Below are 19,196 nucleotides of genomic sequence, written 5' to 3' on the forward strand. Positions count from 1 at the left end.
CTATCTCCTTCAATTTTTTAAAGTCATAAATCTTGCGGATTTATAGAGATCGGTAAAGTTATCCTAAAGAGTTTAAGGTTGACAGCCAGAGAGGCCACGGCGAAAGTCGGGCCTTTTCTTTTAAATAATTGTTTTAATTATGGATTGCTTTCGAGAATTGAGGAAAAATCTGCTTAAAAATAAGTTATTCCTGCCTTAAGCATACTTTAGAATTGCGCAGAATAGGTTAGCATTTCTGCACAACTGAGATTTGTATCACCGGCCAATGAAGACCGGTTTAAATCAATGACATATGTATTACGGCGTTCATGCTCCATGGGACCACTCACCGAAATTTCTGCGTTTTCTTGAGATAAAGAATCCCATCATTCTGGTCAAACATTTCTTTGACGCCCGTACCGTGGAGGCCCATGAGCAAAGGTTGACAAATTGGCGTGACCATGTGGTAAACGACGGTTATTACAACGATCAACGATTTGGGCCAGGAGCACTTTACCATGATTACGAACTGAACATCCGGCTAATAGAATCTTTGTATTTATTGTTATTGGAGCATGAGCACACGGCGTATCGCAAAAAAGAGGTGACCATAGAAGATATCATTGAGGAAAAAGTGCAATGGAGTTGGTATCCCACAGCCTTAACGGAAAAGGAATTATTAAATCCTTATTTAGTAGTTACAAATGCTTTCGCAGATATAAAGCCGCAGGAATTCAGAGACCACTTTGTCGAATGGCTGGTCGCAGCGTTGTCTGCACAAGCGATCAATGAAGAATTAACAGCAAGTGAAATATTTACGGTTTATGATCATCTTAAAAAGCTCTATTCGGCAGCATGGGTGATCAGACAACGTGAGTATGATTACCCATTGTTAAAAAAAGGTCATTCAGCATATGAGGATTCAGGGCGGGACGAGGTTAAAAACGCTCTGAAAGTGACTTTGTCAACAAACAAAATCGAGCAGACCCCGGCTGAAAAATTTGCATTGAAGGAAATTACGAATGGAATATTAAAAATAGTGCCTTCAGTAAAAGCAATAATTCATATTAACAATATCAGCAACCCGGAAGCCTTTATGCTTTACCTCTTGGTAGATGGGACTAAGACGCCGATCAATAGAGCGCTCAATGAACTCATCGAAGATGGCCTTAAAAATTTGATATGCGTTATCACAGTAATCGAAAGCACCGAAATTTTAAAGGGAATCTCGGAAGATAATTCCGCCTTCCTTGCATATGTTTTAGCGAAAGGTGTTATTGTATATCAAGCAGAAGGGGTAATTTTTGAGGTGCCTAAGGTCACCGTTCCTTATGCTAAGGACCATATAGGGATGTCGTACCACCAACTAAAGTTGACTGAAGCAAGCATGTGCTTTGACCTGATCGATTATCGTATTGAGGAACAGAGAGCATTCGAGGCGGTAGTTCTGATTGCCCAGTCTTTGAGGGCCTCGCTTCAGGCTTTACTATTCTTTATGACCGGGTACAAAACTGCAACACCTGACATCGAAAGATTGTCCTGGTTGACGACGCTATTTACAAATGAGATCGAGAACAGATTTGAGCAGCTTGGCAATTTAGAAACCGACCTGCATACGCACTTAATGGGTGCACAGACAGATTATGACGATATACCCCCAACGTTGACTGTTGAGGAAGCGCTTCAATTGAAAATTGAACTGGTCCACCATCGAATGATCGTTAAAGCCCTGATGACAGGTTCGGACGAACCTTTTGCTCATGTAGCCGATAACTGATCAAATGAAAATCTTTTAAACTCCGTTTGATTCAAACTTCAAATAAGATGTTCTTAGACAAGCATGTACCATGGGATCACTATCCTAAAAATCTGAGCTTCGATGAGATCCGAAATCCTCATTGGGTGATTGAGCAGTTTTTTGATTGGGACTGGCCGCAAGGTCACCTTGAAGACCTAAAAACGTGGAGGCGTTTTGTTGTAGCCTACGAGAGTTATAACGACAAAAGACTGGGAGCCGGAAAATTGCTTTCAAGATATCATTCCATATTGAAACTGCTTGAAGCCTTATACATTTTACGCTTGATCAATAGTCAAGAACCTATTGAAGCCGTGTCGTTAACGCAGTTACAATCGGAAAGGGATAAATGGTATTGGATGCCAGACAACCTATCCGACGACGAACTGACTGATCCGTACCGTCTGCTAAAAAAGTTTTTTAAAACGACAAAGCCACAACGATGCAGGGATTACTTGTTGGAATGGATAGATTTTGCCCTCTCACCTCAGCCGATAGATTCTTTGTCCGCACAGGAAGTAATTGGGTTTTATAAAAATCTGAAAAAGCTTATTGCTGTTGCATGGCTCATCAGGCAGCGGGAAGGTGACAACCCGGTTTACAAGCCGCATGAAAAAACAGCAATTACTGATGAATTGATAGAAAATCCGTTAACGCATGTCAAGCTATCAACAGTAACAGAGCCTGATACACCAGCAGAAAGACTTGTCCTAAAGAATAGTGTCGCAGCAATATTGGATATTGCTCCCGCAATCAAGGCGATCATACATATTGGAACGGTTAAAAAGCCCCATACTATTATGCTGTACGTTATGGCTGATGAATTTTTATACGCTGTAAACGAAAGCTTAGACACTGCATTAACGAAAACCATCAAATCCCTCATACCTATTTTGCTAATTGCTGAAAGTAGCAGAATACTAAGAGAAAACAATGATCAGGCAAGAGGATTTTTAAGCTATTCCATAGGTAAGGGCAATATTTTATACGAAGCTTCCAATATTAGCCTTAAACATATTGGCCCGAAATTCCAGCCAGTCACCCTTGATGCATCGGCAACGGCCCAAAACAATTTAACGATTGCCCACGCCCATTTCCTTCAATCTGACTATGATATAGGGAAGCAAGACCTCCCCAAGGCGATGCGTTCTATGTCTTCGTCAATCATTATTTGCCTTGAAACTCTACTATTTATAAAAACTGGATATAAAACTAACCATCCGGATATTGAGCGACTGATTAAAATGACCATGCTTTTAACGGAAGAGATACAGATCCAATTTGAAATGTTACGGCAAAACCATCCTACTTTATACCCAGCTTTAATAACTAAGCAGGAGGCAGTTAACGAAATCGGGCAGGAATTAACAACACAAAATATAGTAGCATTCAGGGAGGAGTTGAATAAGCTTCGCGTTTACATAATTAACCTGATAAATAGCAATTGATCAATCACTTATAAGAAATTCCTTTTTATGAAAAACGAACAAATAAAATTAACGGACAGTCAAAGCCTTGAGGTGCAGCATATCGCTAAAGCACTCAACAACCAGTATCAAATAGAAAAGATAATTTGCTTTGGCGTTTTGAGCAGGAATAGCAGCGACAACACATGTTTCATTGATTCAAGTTCATTGTCGTCGAATACATACTACCTGTTAGTCATGACAAAAGATATTACCCGTATCGAGCATACAATGCAGGATTATATCAATAAACTATTTCCGGGTACATTCATTTTGCAACATGGCCAAGAGACGGTTATAAATGCTGTTTTTAAATACGATCTGTTTTTTTTAAAGACGTGCCTGAATGGCGTGCTTGTATTTACAAAAGACGGCTTTACGATGATACCGGAATTTGATACAGCAAAAGCGAACGAGGCCATCTCGAAAGATAGAGAGGCATTCAAGCATATCTTTAACCTTGCATCAGGCTTTATGGAAAGCGCTTGGACTTGCCTTGAAAATGACTTCGACAATAATGTAATTTTTTTGCTTCATCAGGCCGTTGAGCAAGGATGCAGGGCATTGATCAGGCTGTTTACAGGATACCGTTCTGATATCCATAATATAAGCCGATTGCTTGATTTCTGCAATTGTTTTTCACCGGAGCCATTAGCGTTATTCCGACGACGTTTCGCAAAAGAAAAGCATCTGTTTAGGGTATTGTCCACAAGCTACTCGGATGCCAGATATAAAGATAACTATCAGGTAGTTGACCATGAAGCTGATTTATTATGCACACAAGTGCAAGCCTTTCTTGATCTTATAGAAGAACTGGCAAAAAAAGAAACCGCACCGGGTACTGCTAAGGACGCAGCGAGTATATCGGCAGAGGCCGCGGAGTATTCTCCGGCCCTGCCGGTTTCGCTGTAGGGCTGTTCTAAGGTATATTATTAGAGCTTCAAAAAAAAGCTAACATAGACTAATGAAGGCAGCAATTGTAATTTCCAAATAGTTGAAATTGATCATAAAGAGACCGCACATGGGTACCGCTAAGGACGCAGCGAAAGTATCGGCAGAGGTCGTGAATTTTCCCGGCCCTGCCAGCTCCGCTGTAGATTTTCCTCCAGGTATAATGATACGGATTTAAAATTTATAAAGATGTACGACAGACCAATAGCGCCATGGGAGCATTTCCCAAAAACATTAACTATAAGCGAATTGCTCAATCCGTTAAAAATTATAAAGCAATATTTTAACACGGAACTACCAAGAAAGAAATTTGATATGATCGATCAATGGCGGGATTTTGTTCTTAAATATGATTATTACAACGATCCAAATCTCGGCCCCGAGCCATTACTTTCAGCTTACGATGAAAATTTGAGGTTTATGGAGGCAGCACACCTATTTCTATTAGACCAGAATGATCTTAATTATTTTCCAGGAAGAATTTCCGAGAAAGATTTGGATGTAGAACGGCGGAAATGGGAATATTATCCAATGACTCTTTCCGATGATGAAATTATTGATCCATACGTGACATTGGAAAGTTGTTTCAAAGAATTTCCTCCTCAACTTTACCGGGATCGTTTACATGAGTGGTTACATTTTGCTTTATCTACTCAAACCAATTATGATGTTGTACCACCGGACGAGGTTATATCTTTTCACAAGTGCATTAAACAGCTAATAGATGCAGGGTGGCTTTTAAAAAAAAGATTAAATAATCACTAAAGATTCAATTGCACATTTAATTAAAAATTTGGCAGTTTTGGCGGGCGGTGTAGTTTCTCAGGCTGCCTCGTCACTCGACCTAATAGTGTTAGAATAAGTGTGATTATAGCAAGAACTGATAGTATAACCGAGGACTGGTAAGTCAATGGTAGTGTTGCAGGATCGTCTAACGATCTTGCACGCTACATTGTGTCTTACAACGAAAACAAATTGAGCATTAGCTATTTTCTTATCTTCTATTTCGTTAACCATTGAACTCGAAATACCTCCTAAGTCGCGTCATCAAATAATCGTTGACGAGGTCAAAGTATAAGTCTTTCGCCATTGTTTCTGTGCTTGGGAGTACACCGGTAGTTTCTGTGATGGCATTTAGCAAGAGTTCACATTCAAGATTCTCTTGCATGTGTTGTAGTCCTTCCATCAGGTTATCGCCGGACGCACATAGACGTAGCGCCTCGAAGCTTGCATAGGGTGAAATATCAACTTCCATTTCCTTCATGAAAATTTCTGCGATCCTATTTACCATGTCACCAGGCTTATTATTTCCACTGACCATGAAAAGGCTGATGAATTCAATAAAACCGGCAAAGCTTTCCGGTGTTCCCTGCCAGTTCAACTTCCAAAATCCGGGTGACTCGATCCTGTCCATGAGTTCCTCGGGCACACCCGCGCGACGGCAAATACTTTGGATTGCATCCTGGAAATATTGCTTTATGCTATCATCATCGTAGTCCACGCGCGTTGCCATTAATACCGGAAGTGACCGTAACGAGCCAATAGCGGCAAGTGTAGAACAGAAAATTTGGATTTTTTCGATTGATGGGAAACTTTCTTCCCGCAGAATCTCCAATACCCGTTGTTCCGCTACCTCATGATGCGTGCCATTTAGAGCAAGCACAGCTGTAAACTTATAATAGTAATCGTCCAACAGGTCAAGTATGGGCGTAATGTCCATCGATTCGGGGATGCTAACTTTAGCCAGTATTTTTAGTATGACAATACGATCATCGCCGCCGGATGTGAGTTTCTCTAACAGTAACGCAACGATATACGGTTCCGGATCTTCAGGTATGATATCCAGTAAGATCATACCCGGGGAATAAAGTTCAAACGGTCGGCGTTTCTCGCCGAGCATTTCGCAAAGACCTCGTATGTACTTATGATAAGGCGATAGGTCTTCATTTTCCTTGAAATAGGTAAACTCTAAAAAATCCTCGCCCTCCAATAGCGCCCGGATCGCATCGTGCATCGTATATTCCATATTCTTGAATCAAAAGTAAAATGCTATATTTCCTTATTTAAATTCACTGGCCAGAAACACATAGTACTACGAATGATATTTTTTTACCGTTTAAAACAAATACTATGTTTGACAGTCTTTATAAGGTTAAAAAAAATAAATTTTTAATAATCATATTCCCAAAGCTAAATAATAGATAATACCAAAGAACTAAATCCACTTAAAAAAGAGGACTATAAATTTGCTTTACTTTTTATGAGTAAGGTAATCGGACTTATTTAAAGTTATGATATTAAACTCAAATCGGAATATAATATATTTAACAAACCCTACTACCAAATACTATTTACGGAATCCTTAAAAATTTTGCCATCGTTCCATTTGTATTGATGACGTTAGGGGCCTTTATTTTTTCCAAGAAGAAGTTTATTCAAACAATTACTAACTTTCAAAATAATAAGTTTTGCACTTATCCGATTCAGGCTGAGAATCACCTCGCCATTTAGCGTTAGGATTTGCTTCGGCCAGTGAACTCGCAAAATCACGTTCTTTTTCGGTGACAGTTATCAAAGAAAAGGTCTGCTTGTGATATCACAAGCAGACCTTTTCTTTGATAAGATATATTTGGGTTATTATCAAACCGTAGTGAAAAATTGCTGACTTACGATCTTGCCGTCCTTGACACCATATACGCAAAGTTCGGTTACTTTCCGCTGATGGTCTCCTGAGATGAAATCCATCGATAAAGTAATCGAAAAATAGTTATCGGTGCATAGAGGCGCTGAAGCTGCTACGGCATTCAGCTTTACGTTTTGCAGAAATGCATTTTCACGGTCGATAAGTGTGGCAAGCCCTTTAATAGGTGACAGTTCGGGGTACATAGGGTCAATGCTCCAGGCGTCCTCACTGTACAGTTCTTGGTAAGCTTGCACAAATTGTTGCTGATTAACCAGCTCAACCAACCTTTCGGCTATTGCTGTGATTGTTTTCATGGTTGTAATTTTAGTATGGATCAAAATTACAGACGGCGTAGCCTGCCGGTTTTGGAAAAATGCGACAAGTTAAAGAATGAACAAACCATGGCTCAAAAATATTGGCCGTTGGATATACCGGTTTTGTAGAAAAGAGACAATTCAGAAGGAAGAATACCTGAATACTTTTTGAATTCGTTAGTAAGGTGCGCGTGGTCGTAATAGCCCAGTTCAAATGCAATTTGTAAAAGACTTTCTTTTTCTGCCGATACTTCATTTTTGGTTTGGAGGTTTTGCAGGCGCTTGAGAACTTCCTGAAAACGGATGATCCGTAAAAAATCTTTTGGTGGGATGCCGACGTTCTTCTTAAAAATGCGCTCCAATGTCCGGTTGCTGACGCACATTTCGTCTGCCAGTTCTTCAATGGTTACCTGCCCACCCGATTCATACATTTTTTTTCGCAGATAGATAAAATCGTATTTACCGGCAACCTGCACTGACCGGTCAGTTGAGCGGTTATTCAACCATTGATTTAACCTGCTATCCAGATTTTCGGTTTGTTGCATTAAAGTACACAATTCTTCATCCAAAAACTCAATTGTCGAATCTACCGAGGCTTCCATCGTTTGGGAAAACAGTGCATAAAAGCCACCAGGCCGAAAACGTATTCCATTCAATGTGCATCCTGGTTCGCCTTTGAGTATGCCGTAGGCGGTCATCGTTCCTCCCAGATATAATTGTCCGGGATGTAAAGGAATTGCCTGATGTGTTCCCTGCAATGGGTAAAAATAAGCAGTGGTTTCTCTTGCGTTGCATATAATATCAGAACAGCCATCTGCATAAATGCGCATGCCGGACGGGTCTATGTCTGCCTCGGTTTTCAATGTCCAGAAGAAGGCGATGTGTTTTTGCCAGTCCGTATCAGGTGAAAATTCATATAAACCCATGCCCGAAAATTACGGATTATTTGCGTTTTTACATTTTAGGCATTTATTGTCATAGTGAAATGCCTTGCGTTGTTGATTCCTCGTCGTCTTTATTCTCCGGGCTTTCGATTTCTTTGTCGGGTTCTGATATTTGTTCGGCGGCTTTACGTTCCTTTAGGATACCAACCTCTGTATCGATCAAATTCCGCACATCTGATTTAATCATCAGATAGTTTTCCTGAATATCAAAAGCTGAAACTAATTTGATCACAGGCACAGGCTGATAGCTATCTTCTTCCGCTTTAATGGCAGCATGGTCGTTCCGTATTTCGCTGTGAAATACCTTCAGATCAACCTTTTCTTCAGGGTTATCCGCAATCATGCCTACAAACGTGCCCGATGATAAACCAGAGATCTTGGATGCTGGTACGGCATAATCAAGCTGTGTAGATTTGCTAACTGAAGTTTCGCTGCTGTTAATACTCACACTATCACGCTGCTGCATAATCTTGCCAATGCGTTCGGAAAGCTGTTTGGCAGTGTCGCCTGTAACTTGCCCGCTGATGATATTGCCTACAATATTCATGATCACTTCTGCCTGCTCTTTGCCGTAATCTTTTTTTAACTGGCTGTAATCCTGTATGCCCAAAGTAGTAGCAACTTTATTACTTCTCGCAGTTGCCAAAAGTCCATCGATGCCTGATCCGCCGCCAACATAAATTGTTGGAAACTCATCATAGATGTGACTGCTCTTTAACTTGCCTTTCTGATTAACCAATTTGATCATTCTGGAAATGTATAACGAAAGCACCGCACCATACACTTGCACCTTTTGCGGGTTGTTGCCCATGCAAACAATCTTCGGTTCTTCTGGATTATTGATGTCCAGGGTAAAATCGTTACCTGACAATACATAGTAAAGCTGCGGCGATGACAGACGTGCCAGGCTGATCTTCGCGCTTGCTACCTGTCCTTCTAATTGTTCTTTGGCTTTGTTCTGGTAAGCTGAAACAAACGGGTTGATTAATACCTTGATCTCTTCCTGTTCCATTAAGATGGGGAAAAGCTCTTCGTATTCAGCCTGCATCAATTCGATGACATGTGGCAACGTACAATATTTACCATCCTCATACTTGCGCAAATACCAGATAATGGCGGTTAAAAAGTTGATCGGACTCTCGACGAAGAAATCGCCCTGTTTGCGTATCCATTCGCGGTTTATGCCCAAAAGAATGGTACGCGATGCTTCGGTGGCGTCGGTAATATCGTCCATACTTTGTGGGTCGAGCGGATTGCAGCGGTGCGTTTTGGACAGGTCATCGAAATTGATCATATAGAACTTCGGCTTTACCTTGTAGTTGCGCCAGTATAACTTCAGTTTATTATAGGCCAGTTTGGTCAGGTCGTCAAATTTGAAGTCGTAAATAAACATCGAAAAGCCCTTTTTGATATGCTGATCGATGATGTGCCGGATTACAAAATAGGTTTTACCCGCGCCGGGTGTTCCCAACACCAGTAATCCTCTGAACGGGTTGATGAAGTTGATCCAGCTATTGCGAATCTTACCTTTCAGGTTGTATTTGGCAGGCAGGTTGACCGAAAATTCGTTTTCGAGCAGGCGTTCTTCCTGGGGAAAGGTTTCGTTTTCGTTATTGAAGATGTCTTTTTGCAGGTTCAGCTTGAGCAGCCGGGATAAGCGACCGCCGCCGGTTAAGATGAGCAGATAGCCCAGGCCAGTGATGCCCGTGTAGCTGATGGCGATAATTGCAGGTGCAGCATTAAGGTAGAAGCAAAGAGCGCTGATAAAATAAAGCAGCAGCCCAATGCTGATGTAAGCTGCAATAATATCCATTCTGATTTTTTCATCCTTTTTTCCTTTTGCTCCAATAAGGGAAACAATCAACAGTAATAATGCTGCCAATTTTGGCTTCAGTATGCCATTAAATAATCCCGTCTTGCTGATATTCAGCAATGTATTATTGATGATTTTGGCAGTCCAGTGCAATTGCTCAAATGATGCATAGCAGCATATATAGAAGTGAATGCTTAAAATAAATAGGCTTAATAGCCGGGTAAAATCAATGATCTTCCTTAATCCCTGTATATCTTCTCCTGTTTGCATAACAATTTATTGATGGTTTTATAGTCCAAATCCTTTGCGTCTTTTACCTTTCTTGCGGGTGATGAGCGGTGGCCCATCGCCTTTGTTCCTGTTGTCAAGCAATAAACTGAGCAAGTGATCAGGCGAAGTTTGCAGAAGGTCGGCAGCATCGTTGCGATGCTCTTTGTCCAGTAAACCGGCGGTTACTTTGTTTTTTTGCTCAGAAGAGCGTTGGAGTGACTGTCTGGTTGTTTGCCAATATTCCTTACGGGCTGCCATGCGTTGCTCCGGGTTGCCGTTTTTTTGTGCATTGGCGTAGCGGAAGGTATCCTTTAAATCGCGCTTGAATTTAAATTGACTATCAAAAAGCTGCTCGCCCGATGCTTTGAAGGCCGAGCGGTCAAACTGGCCGACCTTTTTAGAATGCTCCGCATTTTTGCCCCTTGATTTATTCATCGGGCTAAGCTTAATCTTATTGGTAATGTCTTTACGGCTGACGATCACTTGTATGTGCATCTGTTCGCCCGGTTTTACATCGCCTCGCTTTTGCAGCCCTTGTTTTACTTCGGGGTCTTTATGGCTGTAATAGCGGTGGTTCTCCAGTTTACCGAACCAAAGCAGGTCGTTGTTGCTTTCGATACCGGGACGGTCGAAATTTTTTGCATACTTATCCATAATTCCGATGGCGAAGATTTTAAACATTTCTTTAGCGCCATCCTCACCGTATTGTGATTTAAGCCAGGCAATTTCTTTTTGGCTTGGACTGATATTAATGAGAAAAAATTTGGCATCGTCCCGGCCTAACTTGGCAATGTTGTTATCCAGGTTGCTGCCTACCTTATGAGACGGAATAGCATTGCTCGTTCCGTTAAACCATTGTTCCGGCTTCAGATTGGCAAGCAGACGGTTCTCCTTGTCGAGATAATGAACCAGTTGTTTGCTGCCGCCTTTATTGTTCCCTGATTCGCTGTCGGTGATATTGATGTACATGGAAATGATTATAGATCTGAGACCTGTTTCCTGAAACTCTCGGCCAACTCATCTTTTTCGCGGTTCTTGAAGCTGCCGACTTCTTCCCGCATTTTTATGTAGCCGTTAAGGATAAAGAGGAATTTTGCTTTGAGCTTTTCTTTGCTATCCATGCGCCCAAATAGGGCTTGAAGCAGTTTGTCGGTTTCTTTCTGCTTTATGGCCTGCATCTCCTGGCCTGACAAAATAGATTTATTCGCACCTATTATCTGTTCGTTAAAGTATTTAACGATCTCGCGCTGGTTGTTTATCATCCGGTCAACTTCTTCTTTCAAGGGGATAAGCAGCCTATCTTCCTGTGTGCGGATGAACCGTATATAGGTGTCGTGGTTTTTTGCCAGCGCTGTTTTCAGCATTTCGTCACTGATGTCTGCCGGATCTTTTTTGGTCTTATAAAAGTATTCAACCATCTCGGCAAACAGTTGCATTTGGTTACGGTTCAGCCGTTCGCAAAGCTTTAACAGCTTGCCATGTATGGCTAATGGAAAACGGATCGATTTTTCGGATGCAGATTTTTTTCCTGCTTTTTGCTCATCAAGTATATTCATCAGTATATCGTTTTGTGGCCTTAATGATGTTTTGAAGCGGTAAAATATACCCGGAGTATATTTCAATCCCCCGGAGCGAAGCGTAGGGCAAGCAAAGTAGGGCTATGCCCAACTTCGGCTTGCTCCTTTTTTTTTGAAAAAAAGGACGCGTTTTTAACGGCTGTCCGGCCTTCGGCCCGGCAGCTCCAGCGGTTCAAAGGAGCGCAGCAACTGACGAATCCGCTGACGCGGCTCTGTGCGTATACGCTTAATCTTGGTAATATGTCCTTTGAATTTTCGGCCTTTTAACCCTGGTAATACTTCATTGTTTTTCATGACTATCTGAATTGATAGTCAAAGGTGCTAAGCGAGAATTTTATCTTTTGACAACTTGCCTAAAATAAAAAGTGAGCCTGATAAATGCTTTTAAGTGCTTTAATCAAAATCTGACTAAATTTTAGGCTACTGGTCTATGCCGTGATTTATAAGTCCGCAATATTGTATTCTGCAAACAAGATATGGAAACGATTATTAGAAAACGTAGTATAACGCCAGAAAAGGCCGTGGCCATTTTAAAAAAAGAAGGGCTGGACATTAGCACACCTGATTCGGAGTTGGTGATAGCCTTCCTATACTTTCTTGCAGAAATAGTAATTGAAGAAAACAATGAAAATGAAAGTAGCCGATTTATATGTAAGGGTGAGTACCGACGAACAGGCAGATAAAGGCTATTCCCAACGTAATCAGGATGAAACATTGCAGCGATATTGCCAACTTCAGGATATAACCGTTCGGCGGATTATTTATGAAGATTACTCCGCTAAAACTTTTAATCGCCCCGCATGGAAGACCATGCTTAGCGATTATAAGAAGAAAACGTCAGTAAGGGCAAATTATGTTCTTTTTACGAAATGGGATAGGTTTAGCCGGAACGCAGCAGATGCGTATCAGATGATCAATTTGCTAAGAAGTTATGGAATTGAGCCCCAAGCAATAGAACAGCCCTTGGATCTAACCATACCAGAAAATAAGATAATGCTGGCTTTTTATTTGGCTGCCCCGGAAGTCGAAAATGACCGCCGGGCGCTCAATGTGTTTCATGGTATGCGCAGGGCTAAAAAGGAAGGTCGGTGGATGGCAACAGCGCCAATTGGATACATTAATAAAAGCCACGAAGATGGGCGTAAGTATATCGCCGTAAATGAGCCAATTGCCGCCATAATGCGGCGGGCATTTGAACAAATTAGTACTGGAAAATATTCAATTGATCAGGTATGGAAAGAGGCGCGACTAAATGGGCTCACTTGTAATCGCAACAATTTTTGGAGTATGATACGTAACCCTGTGTATTGCGGGAAAATCATCGTACCATCATACAGGGACGAACCATCTGAAATTGTTGAGGCTCAGCATCAATCGATTATCACCGAGTCCTTATTTGAAAAAGCGCAAGAAGTGTTAGATGGCAGAAAACGACAAAAAACTCAAGTCGTAGTACCATCACGTATATCATTACGAGGGTTTCTTAGATGCCCGAAATGTAATAGAATGTTGACTGGTAGTGCATCTAAAGGATGCCGAAGTTATTATTATTATTACCATTGCTCATCTGCGTGTGGGATCCGTTTCAACGCTGATCATGTTAATAAAGCATTGCTGAACGAACTTAGTAAATATAAAGTTCGATCAGAATTTGAACCACTTTTCAAAAAGATCCTTCGCGAGGTTACGGCAAGTAATATCGATTTTCAATCAAATACGAGGCATCAAACGGAAAAGAAGATTGCAAATCAACAGCTTAAGTTTAGCCGCGCCAAAGAGTTGTTACTGGCTGGAGATTTGGATGCGGATGACTATCGTAGCATAAAGCAAGAAATAGATAGTGAAATTACCGCTTTGCGTAAAATCTTGATAGATAATGAAGATTCGGCAAAAGCTATTGACGAAAAAATTATAAAATTGGACAGGGGGCTATTTGATTTAGCGAAAATATTTCAGAAAGCAAATATCACTCAAAAGCGAGAATTGATTGATTTGCTATATCATGACAAGTTCAGCTATGACCTTAACGGCTTACATAAGATCCTACTAAGAAAAGAATTACAATTAGTTTTTACATCTTGATTAAATGCAAGGTGTAAAATTGATTCAATATTCTACAATTCATCATTTGGTTGACATCGCTAATATATTTAGAACTTAAAATAATTGCCTCCTAACCACTTACGATGTTAGTGACAGTCATTAGCACTATTACGTTTTAATAAGTATATTTAACAGTTAATATTATTGAAATTTGTACGGGAGTAACCACTAAAAATCGATTTAAAAACCGATATGGAGATAAGAGAAATTTTCGAAAATAAGATTAAAATTGAGCCGAAGGTAATGTCGATTGAGAGTCTTTTCAACAACTCGGAGCGTGTTGCCAAAACAAATTATAAGCCATCTTATCAGCGGAACTATGTATGGGATGATGAAAAGGCCACTTATTTTATCGAAAGTATCCTCCTTGGAACAGAAATACCGCCGTTGATTTATTTTAAAAATGCTGGTTACGTCGAAGTAATCGATGGAAGGCAACGGTATCAGACAATTTTGCGCTTTATAAAAAACGAATTTAAACTTCGCAAAAACGGACTTCAAAAATTAGACAATATCGACATAGCAAACAAAACATTTAAAGATCTTGAAAATCACCTTCAAGATGCATTTTGGGACACTAAGCTTCGATTGATTGAATTTAGCTTTCATAATCAAAATCAGGTGGATGAAGAAATGGAAGAAGTTGTGAAAAAAGAAATTTTCAAACGATATAATTCCGGTATAACTCCGCTAAAGCCTACTGAAATTGATAATGCTGTTTACTTTGAAGATGATTTAAATTCGTTTCTGAAGAACAAATTGCAATCTGACCAAATTTTATACCGTGACGTCACCAGTCTTCTACATTTTGAAAAATCAAACACAGAAATTATTCTAAAAAAAATAAGGCAGCTTTTGGTGCAGCATAAAATTCCAATCAAATATTATGCGGTAAAAAAAGACACCATTATATCTCGTTATTATGAATTTTTATTTTCGTCAATAGAAGATGGCGACATAAATTTAATTTTTAACAGCTTCGTTGAAAAAATCAATTTATTGACAAAAATCAGGAATTCTTTTTCAAATCAAACTGTAAACTACAATCGACTTATCACTGAATGTCTGTTTTGGGCGTTTTCGATCTTAGAAGAAGAAAAAGTTTCTTTGAAGCTCATTTCAAATAAAGTTATAGAAGAGTTGGTAAAATATATACAAGCTCACAAAGAAGACTTTACAATGGTTCGAAGCTCTTTCGCGAAGATATTAACCAACAGATATTCTGTCACAGCTGAGTTTTTCAGCGGTCACTTTGGTATTGACTTCACGTTGTATTTACAAAACAGTTTGGAGTTTAAACAAAGAACTAAGGAATTAACGCCCACAAACGAAGATCGAATGAGCTTTGATGAGTTAAGGCTAAATAAACCAGAACCTTCTTCAATAGCTATAATGGATATATGTCGTCAAATGGAGAGGCAAAGATTTTTAATTCGACCACCTTACCAAAGAAACGAAGTTATAAACAAAAAGAAATCATCCTCTATAATCGAAAGTATTTTATTAGGAATCAAGTTACCCCCAATTTTTGTTTATAAACGCGAGGACGGCATATCCGAAGTTTTAGATGGTCAGCAACGTCTTTTGAGTATTTTAGGATTTATTCAAAAACCTTATTTGGATGAAAATAACACGATGCGAAATTCTGACAAAGATGGATTTGCTCTAAATCTTAAAAACAGTATTTTATCTAACTTAAACAACAAAAAGTTCATACAATTAACACCTGACGATCAAGAAAAGATTAGAAATTTTGATCTTTGGTTTATTGAGATCAATTACAGGAACAATGTCAATTTCGAACCAATTGACCTATTTATTCGATTGAACAATAAGCCTTATCCCATTAAAGAAGATACGTTCGAAATGTGGAATAGCTACGTATCGAGAAATATTGTCGACTCTATAAAATCAATTCATAAAAATCATAACGATTGGTTCTACCTCCGTAAAAATAGTTCCCGGATGGAAGATGAAAACATTTATACAGCACTTGCGTATTTCCAATTTAACTGGAATCAGAAAAACCGTCCAGAAAATTATTTTCCTAAAGAATTAGACATATACAAAGTTTTAAACAAAATTGTATTGCGAGTCGTCTCGAAAAACGAAATTACAAAGGTTTTGGAAAGTGCTGATCTTAAAGATCGTTTTATAGAGTCTGCAAACGAACTGGAATTTAATTTCGTTCGCAAGTTGAAAAATCTTATATCTGATTACGAGAATGCTCCGATACCCGAGCTTAATGCAAATCTTGATAATATTTTTCTTGTAGAAAATGGCCGAAGAACCCAACAGGCATTCTATGCACTTTGGTATTTTTTATATGATATCCCTGCCAGCATAATTGAGACGGACAAACAAGCAATCCGAGAAGAACTCAGGAAATTATTTGCTGCCATGACAGAGACAGCGAGCAAAGCTGATTTTGACTCAAAAGTCAAACGATTCAAGAACAAATTTAAAGAAACAGGAACTCGAGAACTTGCAATTCGAGACGACCTGGCAACTTTAGGTGAAATATCGACCATAATTGCGGGAACAGCTTTACACGTCTCCTCTAAAACTAATGTGGCACATCGAATCACTATTCCATATCTCAAAAAAGGTGACTTTGAACATTTTCAGATAAAAAATAGCGAACTCATCAGTATTCCCTTGGACACCCTTGGAAAAGAAAGAGAATATATTGACTCTCGTCCTAAAATTCTCTTAAAAAGATTAACATTATTTAAAAGTCAATTAAAGGTTGCATTTGTTGATAACCGCATGGCATTTGGCGTTGATACATTCGCCATTCACATCAATAGGTACGGATTTTTACCGAAGTATGTCATGGCGATTTTAGGTAGTCGATATATTTTCAGTGAATATATAACAGCACGAATCGGTGGAACAGAAACTAAATTCATCAGCGTGGCCGATGTCAAAAATGTACCGATACCTGCAATTCCACTTTCCGATCAGTCGAACTTAGAGAAGATTGTGAATTACATCATCGATGACTTCATCGATGAACAAACATTGTTATTTTTCGAACGCCTTTTAGACGGAATGGTTTATGAATTATTTCTTCCGGAAGAACTGGCCGCAGCTGACGCATACTTTATGAAGTATATACAAGAGTTACCTAATATTGACTCCATTGACTTAAGTCAAAGAACCCAAATAATAGAAGATTCCTATCGACATCTTAGTGATCCCAAACATAAGATCAGCTCATCCATAATAAAAATGTTAAGCGTCTCTACAATTCAGCGTACCGAGGAATTTATATAATGGCCAAGAAAATTACTGGAATAAAGCTTAATAATTATCGAGCTTATTATGATAAATATGATATCGGTAAATTTGAAAATGGAGAAAACGTATTAATTTATGGAGAAAATGGCAGCGGCAAAAGTTCACTTTATAAATCATTGTTTAACTTCTTCACAAGTTCAAATAATCGGGCTTTTCCATTTGTAAAAAATCGGTACCGTACTTCAGAAGATGGTTGGATTGAATTGAGTTTTTCAGATTACGATCTTTCAACAAATAAATTGACAGAAAATACTGAAAACAATTTCATTTTCGGCAGTACAAATTCGACCAATAATCAGGCGTTTATCCAGAGTTCCTCGCTCGTTAAAGGCTTTTTGGACTATACCGATTTATTAAAAGTTTATTTTTATTCCGGTATTAATCCTAACTTATTTGATTTAATCGTTTTGAATTTATTAGGAGATCATATCCCTGTAGCAACGGGAGGAAATTTCCGATTTTCTGCGAAGTGGACTCAATTACAAAGCGATTTAACGAAAACTTATAGTAGAAGCGATAACGTACATAAACGTGCAAAAGCCGAGCTATCTGTTTATCAAACACATTTAAATAGTACTTTACTTTTAGTCTTTACCGAACTAAACAGATTATTGGTGAATTACTTCCCTGATTTAAACTTGGTTTTAGGCTACGATTTACAACCAATAATTTTTAATTATACAAAAAGAAAACATGATTGGTATACAACGGCTGACCTGCGTCTGCAAGTGTCAAAGGACGGAATCCCTATTCAAGGAGACTACAGTGATGGTTTAAACGAGGCACGGCTTTCCGCAATTTCTGTTTGTCTTTACCTTGCCTCTCTTTTAGTAAACCCAACCAATGTTGATGTAAGAATACTATATCTTGATGATGTATTTATTGGATTAGACGCCGGTAACCGGCTTCCTATTTTATCGATATTAAAAAACGAATTCAGTGGTTATCAAATTTTTATATCAACGTACGACAGACATTGGTTTGAATTATCGAAACGTTATTTCGAGTTAAATTCCCCAAATCAATGGAAATGTCTGGAAATGTATGTCGGACAACTAAATGTTGGAAATATTAAAACTACAAAACCTCTACTCGTTTCAGGTAAATCCAACTTTGAAAAATCTATTTATTATTTGCATCATCGGGTTAAACCTGATTATCCAGCGGCTGCGAATTATTTAAGAAAAGGACTTGAAGAGTTAATTCAAAAACACGTTCCAAAATACGAACTTGCTAATGTTGAAAATGTTCAATTTCCTGACCATAAATTAACAACGTTACTTTATCGTACTCGTAATTTTTTAAATAAAATTGGACTACCTACCACTTCAATAGATAACGTCCTGGCACTTCTCAATGTTCTAATTCATCCCTTGTCACATTACGAGATAAGTTCCCCTATATACAAAGCCGAACTTCAGTTAATAATAGATCATTACGAAACATTATTAGCCCAACTGATGACACTTGATTTGAATAATGATTTTAAATGCGTCTTAGAACCGGCGACGAAGGTAAGAATCACGTTTGTAGTTGATCAAGCGACCCAACACGTATTTCATTACGAGGTGGTGCTTAAGGAAACTGTAATTTTACTCCGCAATCCGGTAGCACATTCAATATTGTCAAAATCAGCATGCTACGTAAATAAATTGTATGGTTATAAAAATGGCAATATTTTACCAGGTGGTTTTTCTCCCAGGAAAGAACATCCAAATCATAGTTACACATCTTTAAAAGATGCTACAGATAAAATCTATGCATTTGTAACCGGCCAAGGAACCGTTTTTGTTCGAAGTGCTGATTTTACGTCAGATTTAGAATACTATGATATCGATACATGGAAGAAAATGGCACCTCGGTTGGTTTGGTAAGTTTTTCCTATAGAAGAATTATTGCATTTCAAAATAAGAAGGATGTGATTTAATATTTGCATATAAAAGTATCCGACATTGATCAAATGGATACCATCCCGCAATTAATCGATAAGTTACTCAT

The 19,196-nt window shown here is 39.0% G+C and carries 14 protein-coding genes; 7 read left to right on the forward strand and 7 right to left on the reverse strand.

The genetic code is table 11. The annotated features are described in order from the left end of the window. The first annotated feature begins 292 nt into the window (after positions 1–292). The 4 genes from FHW88_RS16400 to FHW88_RS16415 all read left to right on the forward strand — a co-directional run bounded on the left by FHW88_RS16400 (position 293) and on the right by FHW88_RS16415 (position 4,956). The gene (locus FHW88_RS16400) at positions 293–1,756 is read left to right on the forward strand and encodes a hypothetical protein (protein WP_176626928.1); all 1,464 of its coding nucleotides are present in this window, start codon (positions 293–295) and stop codon (positions 1,754–1,756) included. Positions 1,757–1,803: 47 nt separating this feature from the next. Continuing rightward, on the forward strand, positions 1,804–3,222 hold the full coding sequence (locus tag FHW88_RS16405) for a hypothetical protein (RefSeq protein ID WP_176626930.1): 1,419 nt from the start codon (positions 1,804–1,806) through the stop codon (positions 3,220–3,222). A gap of 27 nt (positions 3,223–3,249) precedes the next feature. Beyond that, positions 3,250–4,152 carry a HEPN domain-containing protein gene (locus tag FHW88_RS16410; protein ID WP_176626932.1) on the forward strand — a complete coding sequence of 301 codons (903 nt, stop codon included), beginning with the start codon at positions 3,250–3,252 and terminating at the stop codon, positions 4,150–4,152. Between the two features lie 228 nt (positions 4,153–4,380). Next, the gene (locus tag FHW88_RS16415) at positions 4,381–4,956 is read left to right on the forward strand and encodes a hypothetical protein (RefSeq protein ID WP_176626934.1); all 576 of its coding nucleotides are present in this window, start codon (positions 4,381–4,383) and stop codon (positions 4,954–4,956) included. A 244-nt stretch (positions 4,957–5,200) separates the two neighbouring features. Here FHW88_RS16415 and FHW88_RS16420 read toward each other — a convergent pair whose 3' ends face one another. The 7 genes from FHW88_RS16420 to FHW88_RS16450 form a co-directional block, all read right to left on the reverse strand. After that, complete coding sequence (locus FHW88_RS16420) at positions 5,201–6,217, reverse strand: hypothetical protein (RefSeq protein WP_176626936.1); 1,017 nt, start codon at positions 6,215–6,217, stop codon at positions 5,201–5,203. Between the two features lie 614 nt (positions 6,218–6,831). After that, positions 6,832–7,188, reverse strand: a complete 357-nt coding sequence (locus FHW88_RS16425; protein WP_176626938.1) for a SnoaL-like domain-containing protein — start codon at positions 7,186–7,188, stop codon at positions 6,832–6,834. A gap of 92 nt (positions 7,189–7,280) precedes the next feature. Then, a complete protein-coding gene (locus tag FHW88_RS16430) occupies positions 7,281–8,114 on the reverse strand; it encodes a helix-turn-helix transcriptional regulator (protein ID WP_176626940.1) in 834 nt (277 codons plus the stop codon). 49 nt (positions 8,115–8,163) lie between these two features. Then, positions 8,164–10,215, reverse strand: a complete 2,052-nt coding sequence (mobC, locus tag FHW88_RS16435) for a conjugal transfer protein MobC (RefSeq protein WP_176626942.1) — start codon at positions 10,213–10,215, stop codon at positions 8,164–8,166. Positions 10,216–10,233: 18 nt separating this feature from the next. Beyond that, complete coding sequence (locus tag FHW88_RS16440; protein ID WP_176626944.1) at positions 10,234–11,184, reverse strand: DUF5712 family protein; 951 nt, start codon at positions 11,182–11,184, stop codon at positions 10,234–10,236. Positions 11,185–11,192: 8 nt separating this feature from the next. Next, entirely contained in the window at positions 11,193–11,771 is a 579-nt protein-coding gene (locus tag FHW88_RS16445; RefSeq protein WP_176626946.1) for a BfmA/BtgA family mobilization protein, read from the reverse strand. Positions 11,772–11,924: 153 nt separating this feature from the next. Beyond that, positions 11,925–12,086 carry a hypothetical protein gene (locus FHW88_RS16450; RefSeq protein ID WP_176626947.1) on the reverse strand — a complete coding sequence of 54 codons (162 nt, stop codon included), beginning with the start codon at positions 12,084–12,086 and terminating at the stop codon, positions 11,925–11,927. A 336-nt stretch (positions 12,087–12,422) separates the two neighbouring features. Between FHW88_RS16450 and FHW88_RS16455 the strand changes: the two genes are divergently transcribed. The 3 genes from FHW88_RS16455 (at position 12,423) to FHW88_RS16465 (ending at position 19,072) form a co-directional block, all read left to right on the forward strand. Continuing rightward, the gene (locus FHW88_RS16455) at positions 12,423–13,874 is read left to right on the forward strand and encodes a recombinase family protein (protein ID WP_176626949.1); all 1,452 of its coding nucleotides are present in this window, start codon (positions 12,423–12,425) and stop codon (positions 13,872–13,874) included. A 213-nt stretch (positions 13,875–14,087) separates the two neighbouring features. Further along, positions 14,088–17,174, forward strand: a complete 3,087-nt coding sequence (locus FHW88_RS16460) for a DUF262 domain-containing protein (RefSeq protein ID WP_176626950.1) — start codon at positions 14,088–14,090, stop codon at positions 17,172–17,174. Beyond that, positions 17,174–19,072, forward strand: coding sequence for an ATP-binding protein (locus tag FHW88_RS16465; protein ID WP_176626952.1), 1,899 nt, complete (start codon positions 17,174–17,176; stop codon positions 19,070–19,072). Before FHW88_RS16460 ends, FHW88_RS16465 begins: the two co-directional genes overlap by 1 nt. The last annotated feature ends 124 nt before the right edge of the window (positions 19,073–19,196 follow it).

The sequence above is a fragment of the Mucilaginibacter sp. SG538B genome, from assembly GCF_013376065.1.
GTDB classification, from domain to species: Bacteria; Bacteroidota; Bacteroidia; order Sphingobacteriales; family Sphingobacteriaceae; genus Mucilaginibacter; species Mucilaginibacter rubeus.

What these genes read in the sequence shown, in the direction of transcription:
- FHW88_RS16400 (WP_176626928.1), top strand. Translation starts at nt 293, where the DNA reads ATGTATTACGGCGTTCATGCTCCATGGGACCACTCACCGAAATTTCTG.
- FHW88_RS16420 (WP_176626936.1), bottom strand. Translation starts at nt 6,217, where the DNA reads ATGGAATATACGATGCACGATGCGATCCGGGCGCTATTGGAGGGCGAG.
- FHW88_RS16445 (WP_176626946.1), bottom strand. Translation starts at nt 11,771, where the DNA reads ATGAATATACTTGATGAGCAAAAAGCAGGAAAAAAATCTGCATCCGAA.
- FHW88_RS16465 (WP_176626952.1), top strand. Translation starts at nt 17,174, where the DNA reads ATGGCCAAGAAAATTACTGGAATAAAGCTTAATAATTATCGAGCTTAT.
- FHW88_RS16410 (WP_176626932.1), top strand. Translation starts at nt 3,250, where the DNA reads ATGAAAAACGAACAAATAAAATTAACGGACAGTCAAAGCCTTGAGGTG.
- FHW88_RS16415 (WP_176626934.1), top strand. Translation starts at nt 4,381, where the DNA reads ATGTACGACAGACCAATAGCGCCATGGGAGCATTTCCCAAAAACATTA.
- FHW88_RS16425 (WP_176626938.1), bottom strand. Translation starts at nt 7,188, where the DNA reads ATGAAAACAATCACAGCAATAGCCGAAAGGTTGGTTGAGCTGGTTAAT.
- FHW88_RS16430 (WP_176626940.1), bottom strand. Translation starts at nt 8,114, where the DNA reads ATGGGTTTATATGAATTTTCACCTGATACGGACTGGCAAAAACACATC.
- FHW88_RS16440 (WP_176626944.1), bottom strand. Translation starts at nt 11,184, where the DNA reads ATGTACATCAATATCACCGACAGCGAATCAGGGAACAATAAAGGCGGC.
- mobC (WP_176626942.1), bottom strand. Translation starts at nt 10,215, where the DNA reads ATGCAAACAGGAGAAGATATACAGGGATTAAGGAAGATCATTGATTTT.
- FHW88_RS16455 (WP_176626949.1), top strand. Translation starts at nt 12,423, where the DNA reads ATGAAAGTAGCCGATTTATATGTAAGGGTGAGTACCGACGAACAGGCA.
- FHW88_RS16460 (WP_176626950.1), top strand. Translation starts at nt 14,088, where the DNA reads ATGGAGATAAGAGAAATTTTCGAAAATAAGATTAAAATTGAGCCGAAG.
- FHW88_RS16450 (WP_176626947.1), bottom strand. Translation starts at nt 12,086, where the DNA reads ATGAAAAACAATGAAGTATTACCAGGGTTAAAAGGCCGAAAATTCAAA.
- FHW88_RS16405 (WP_176626930.1), top strand. Translation starts at nt 1,804, where the DNA reads ATGTTCTTAGACAAGCATGTACCATGGGATCACTATCCTAAAAATCTG.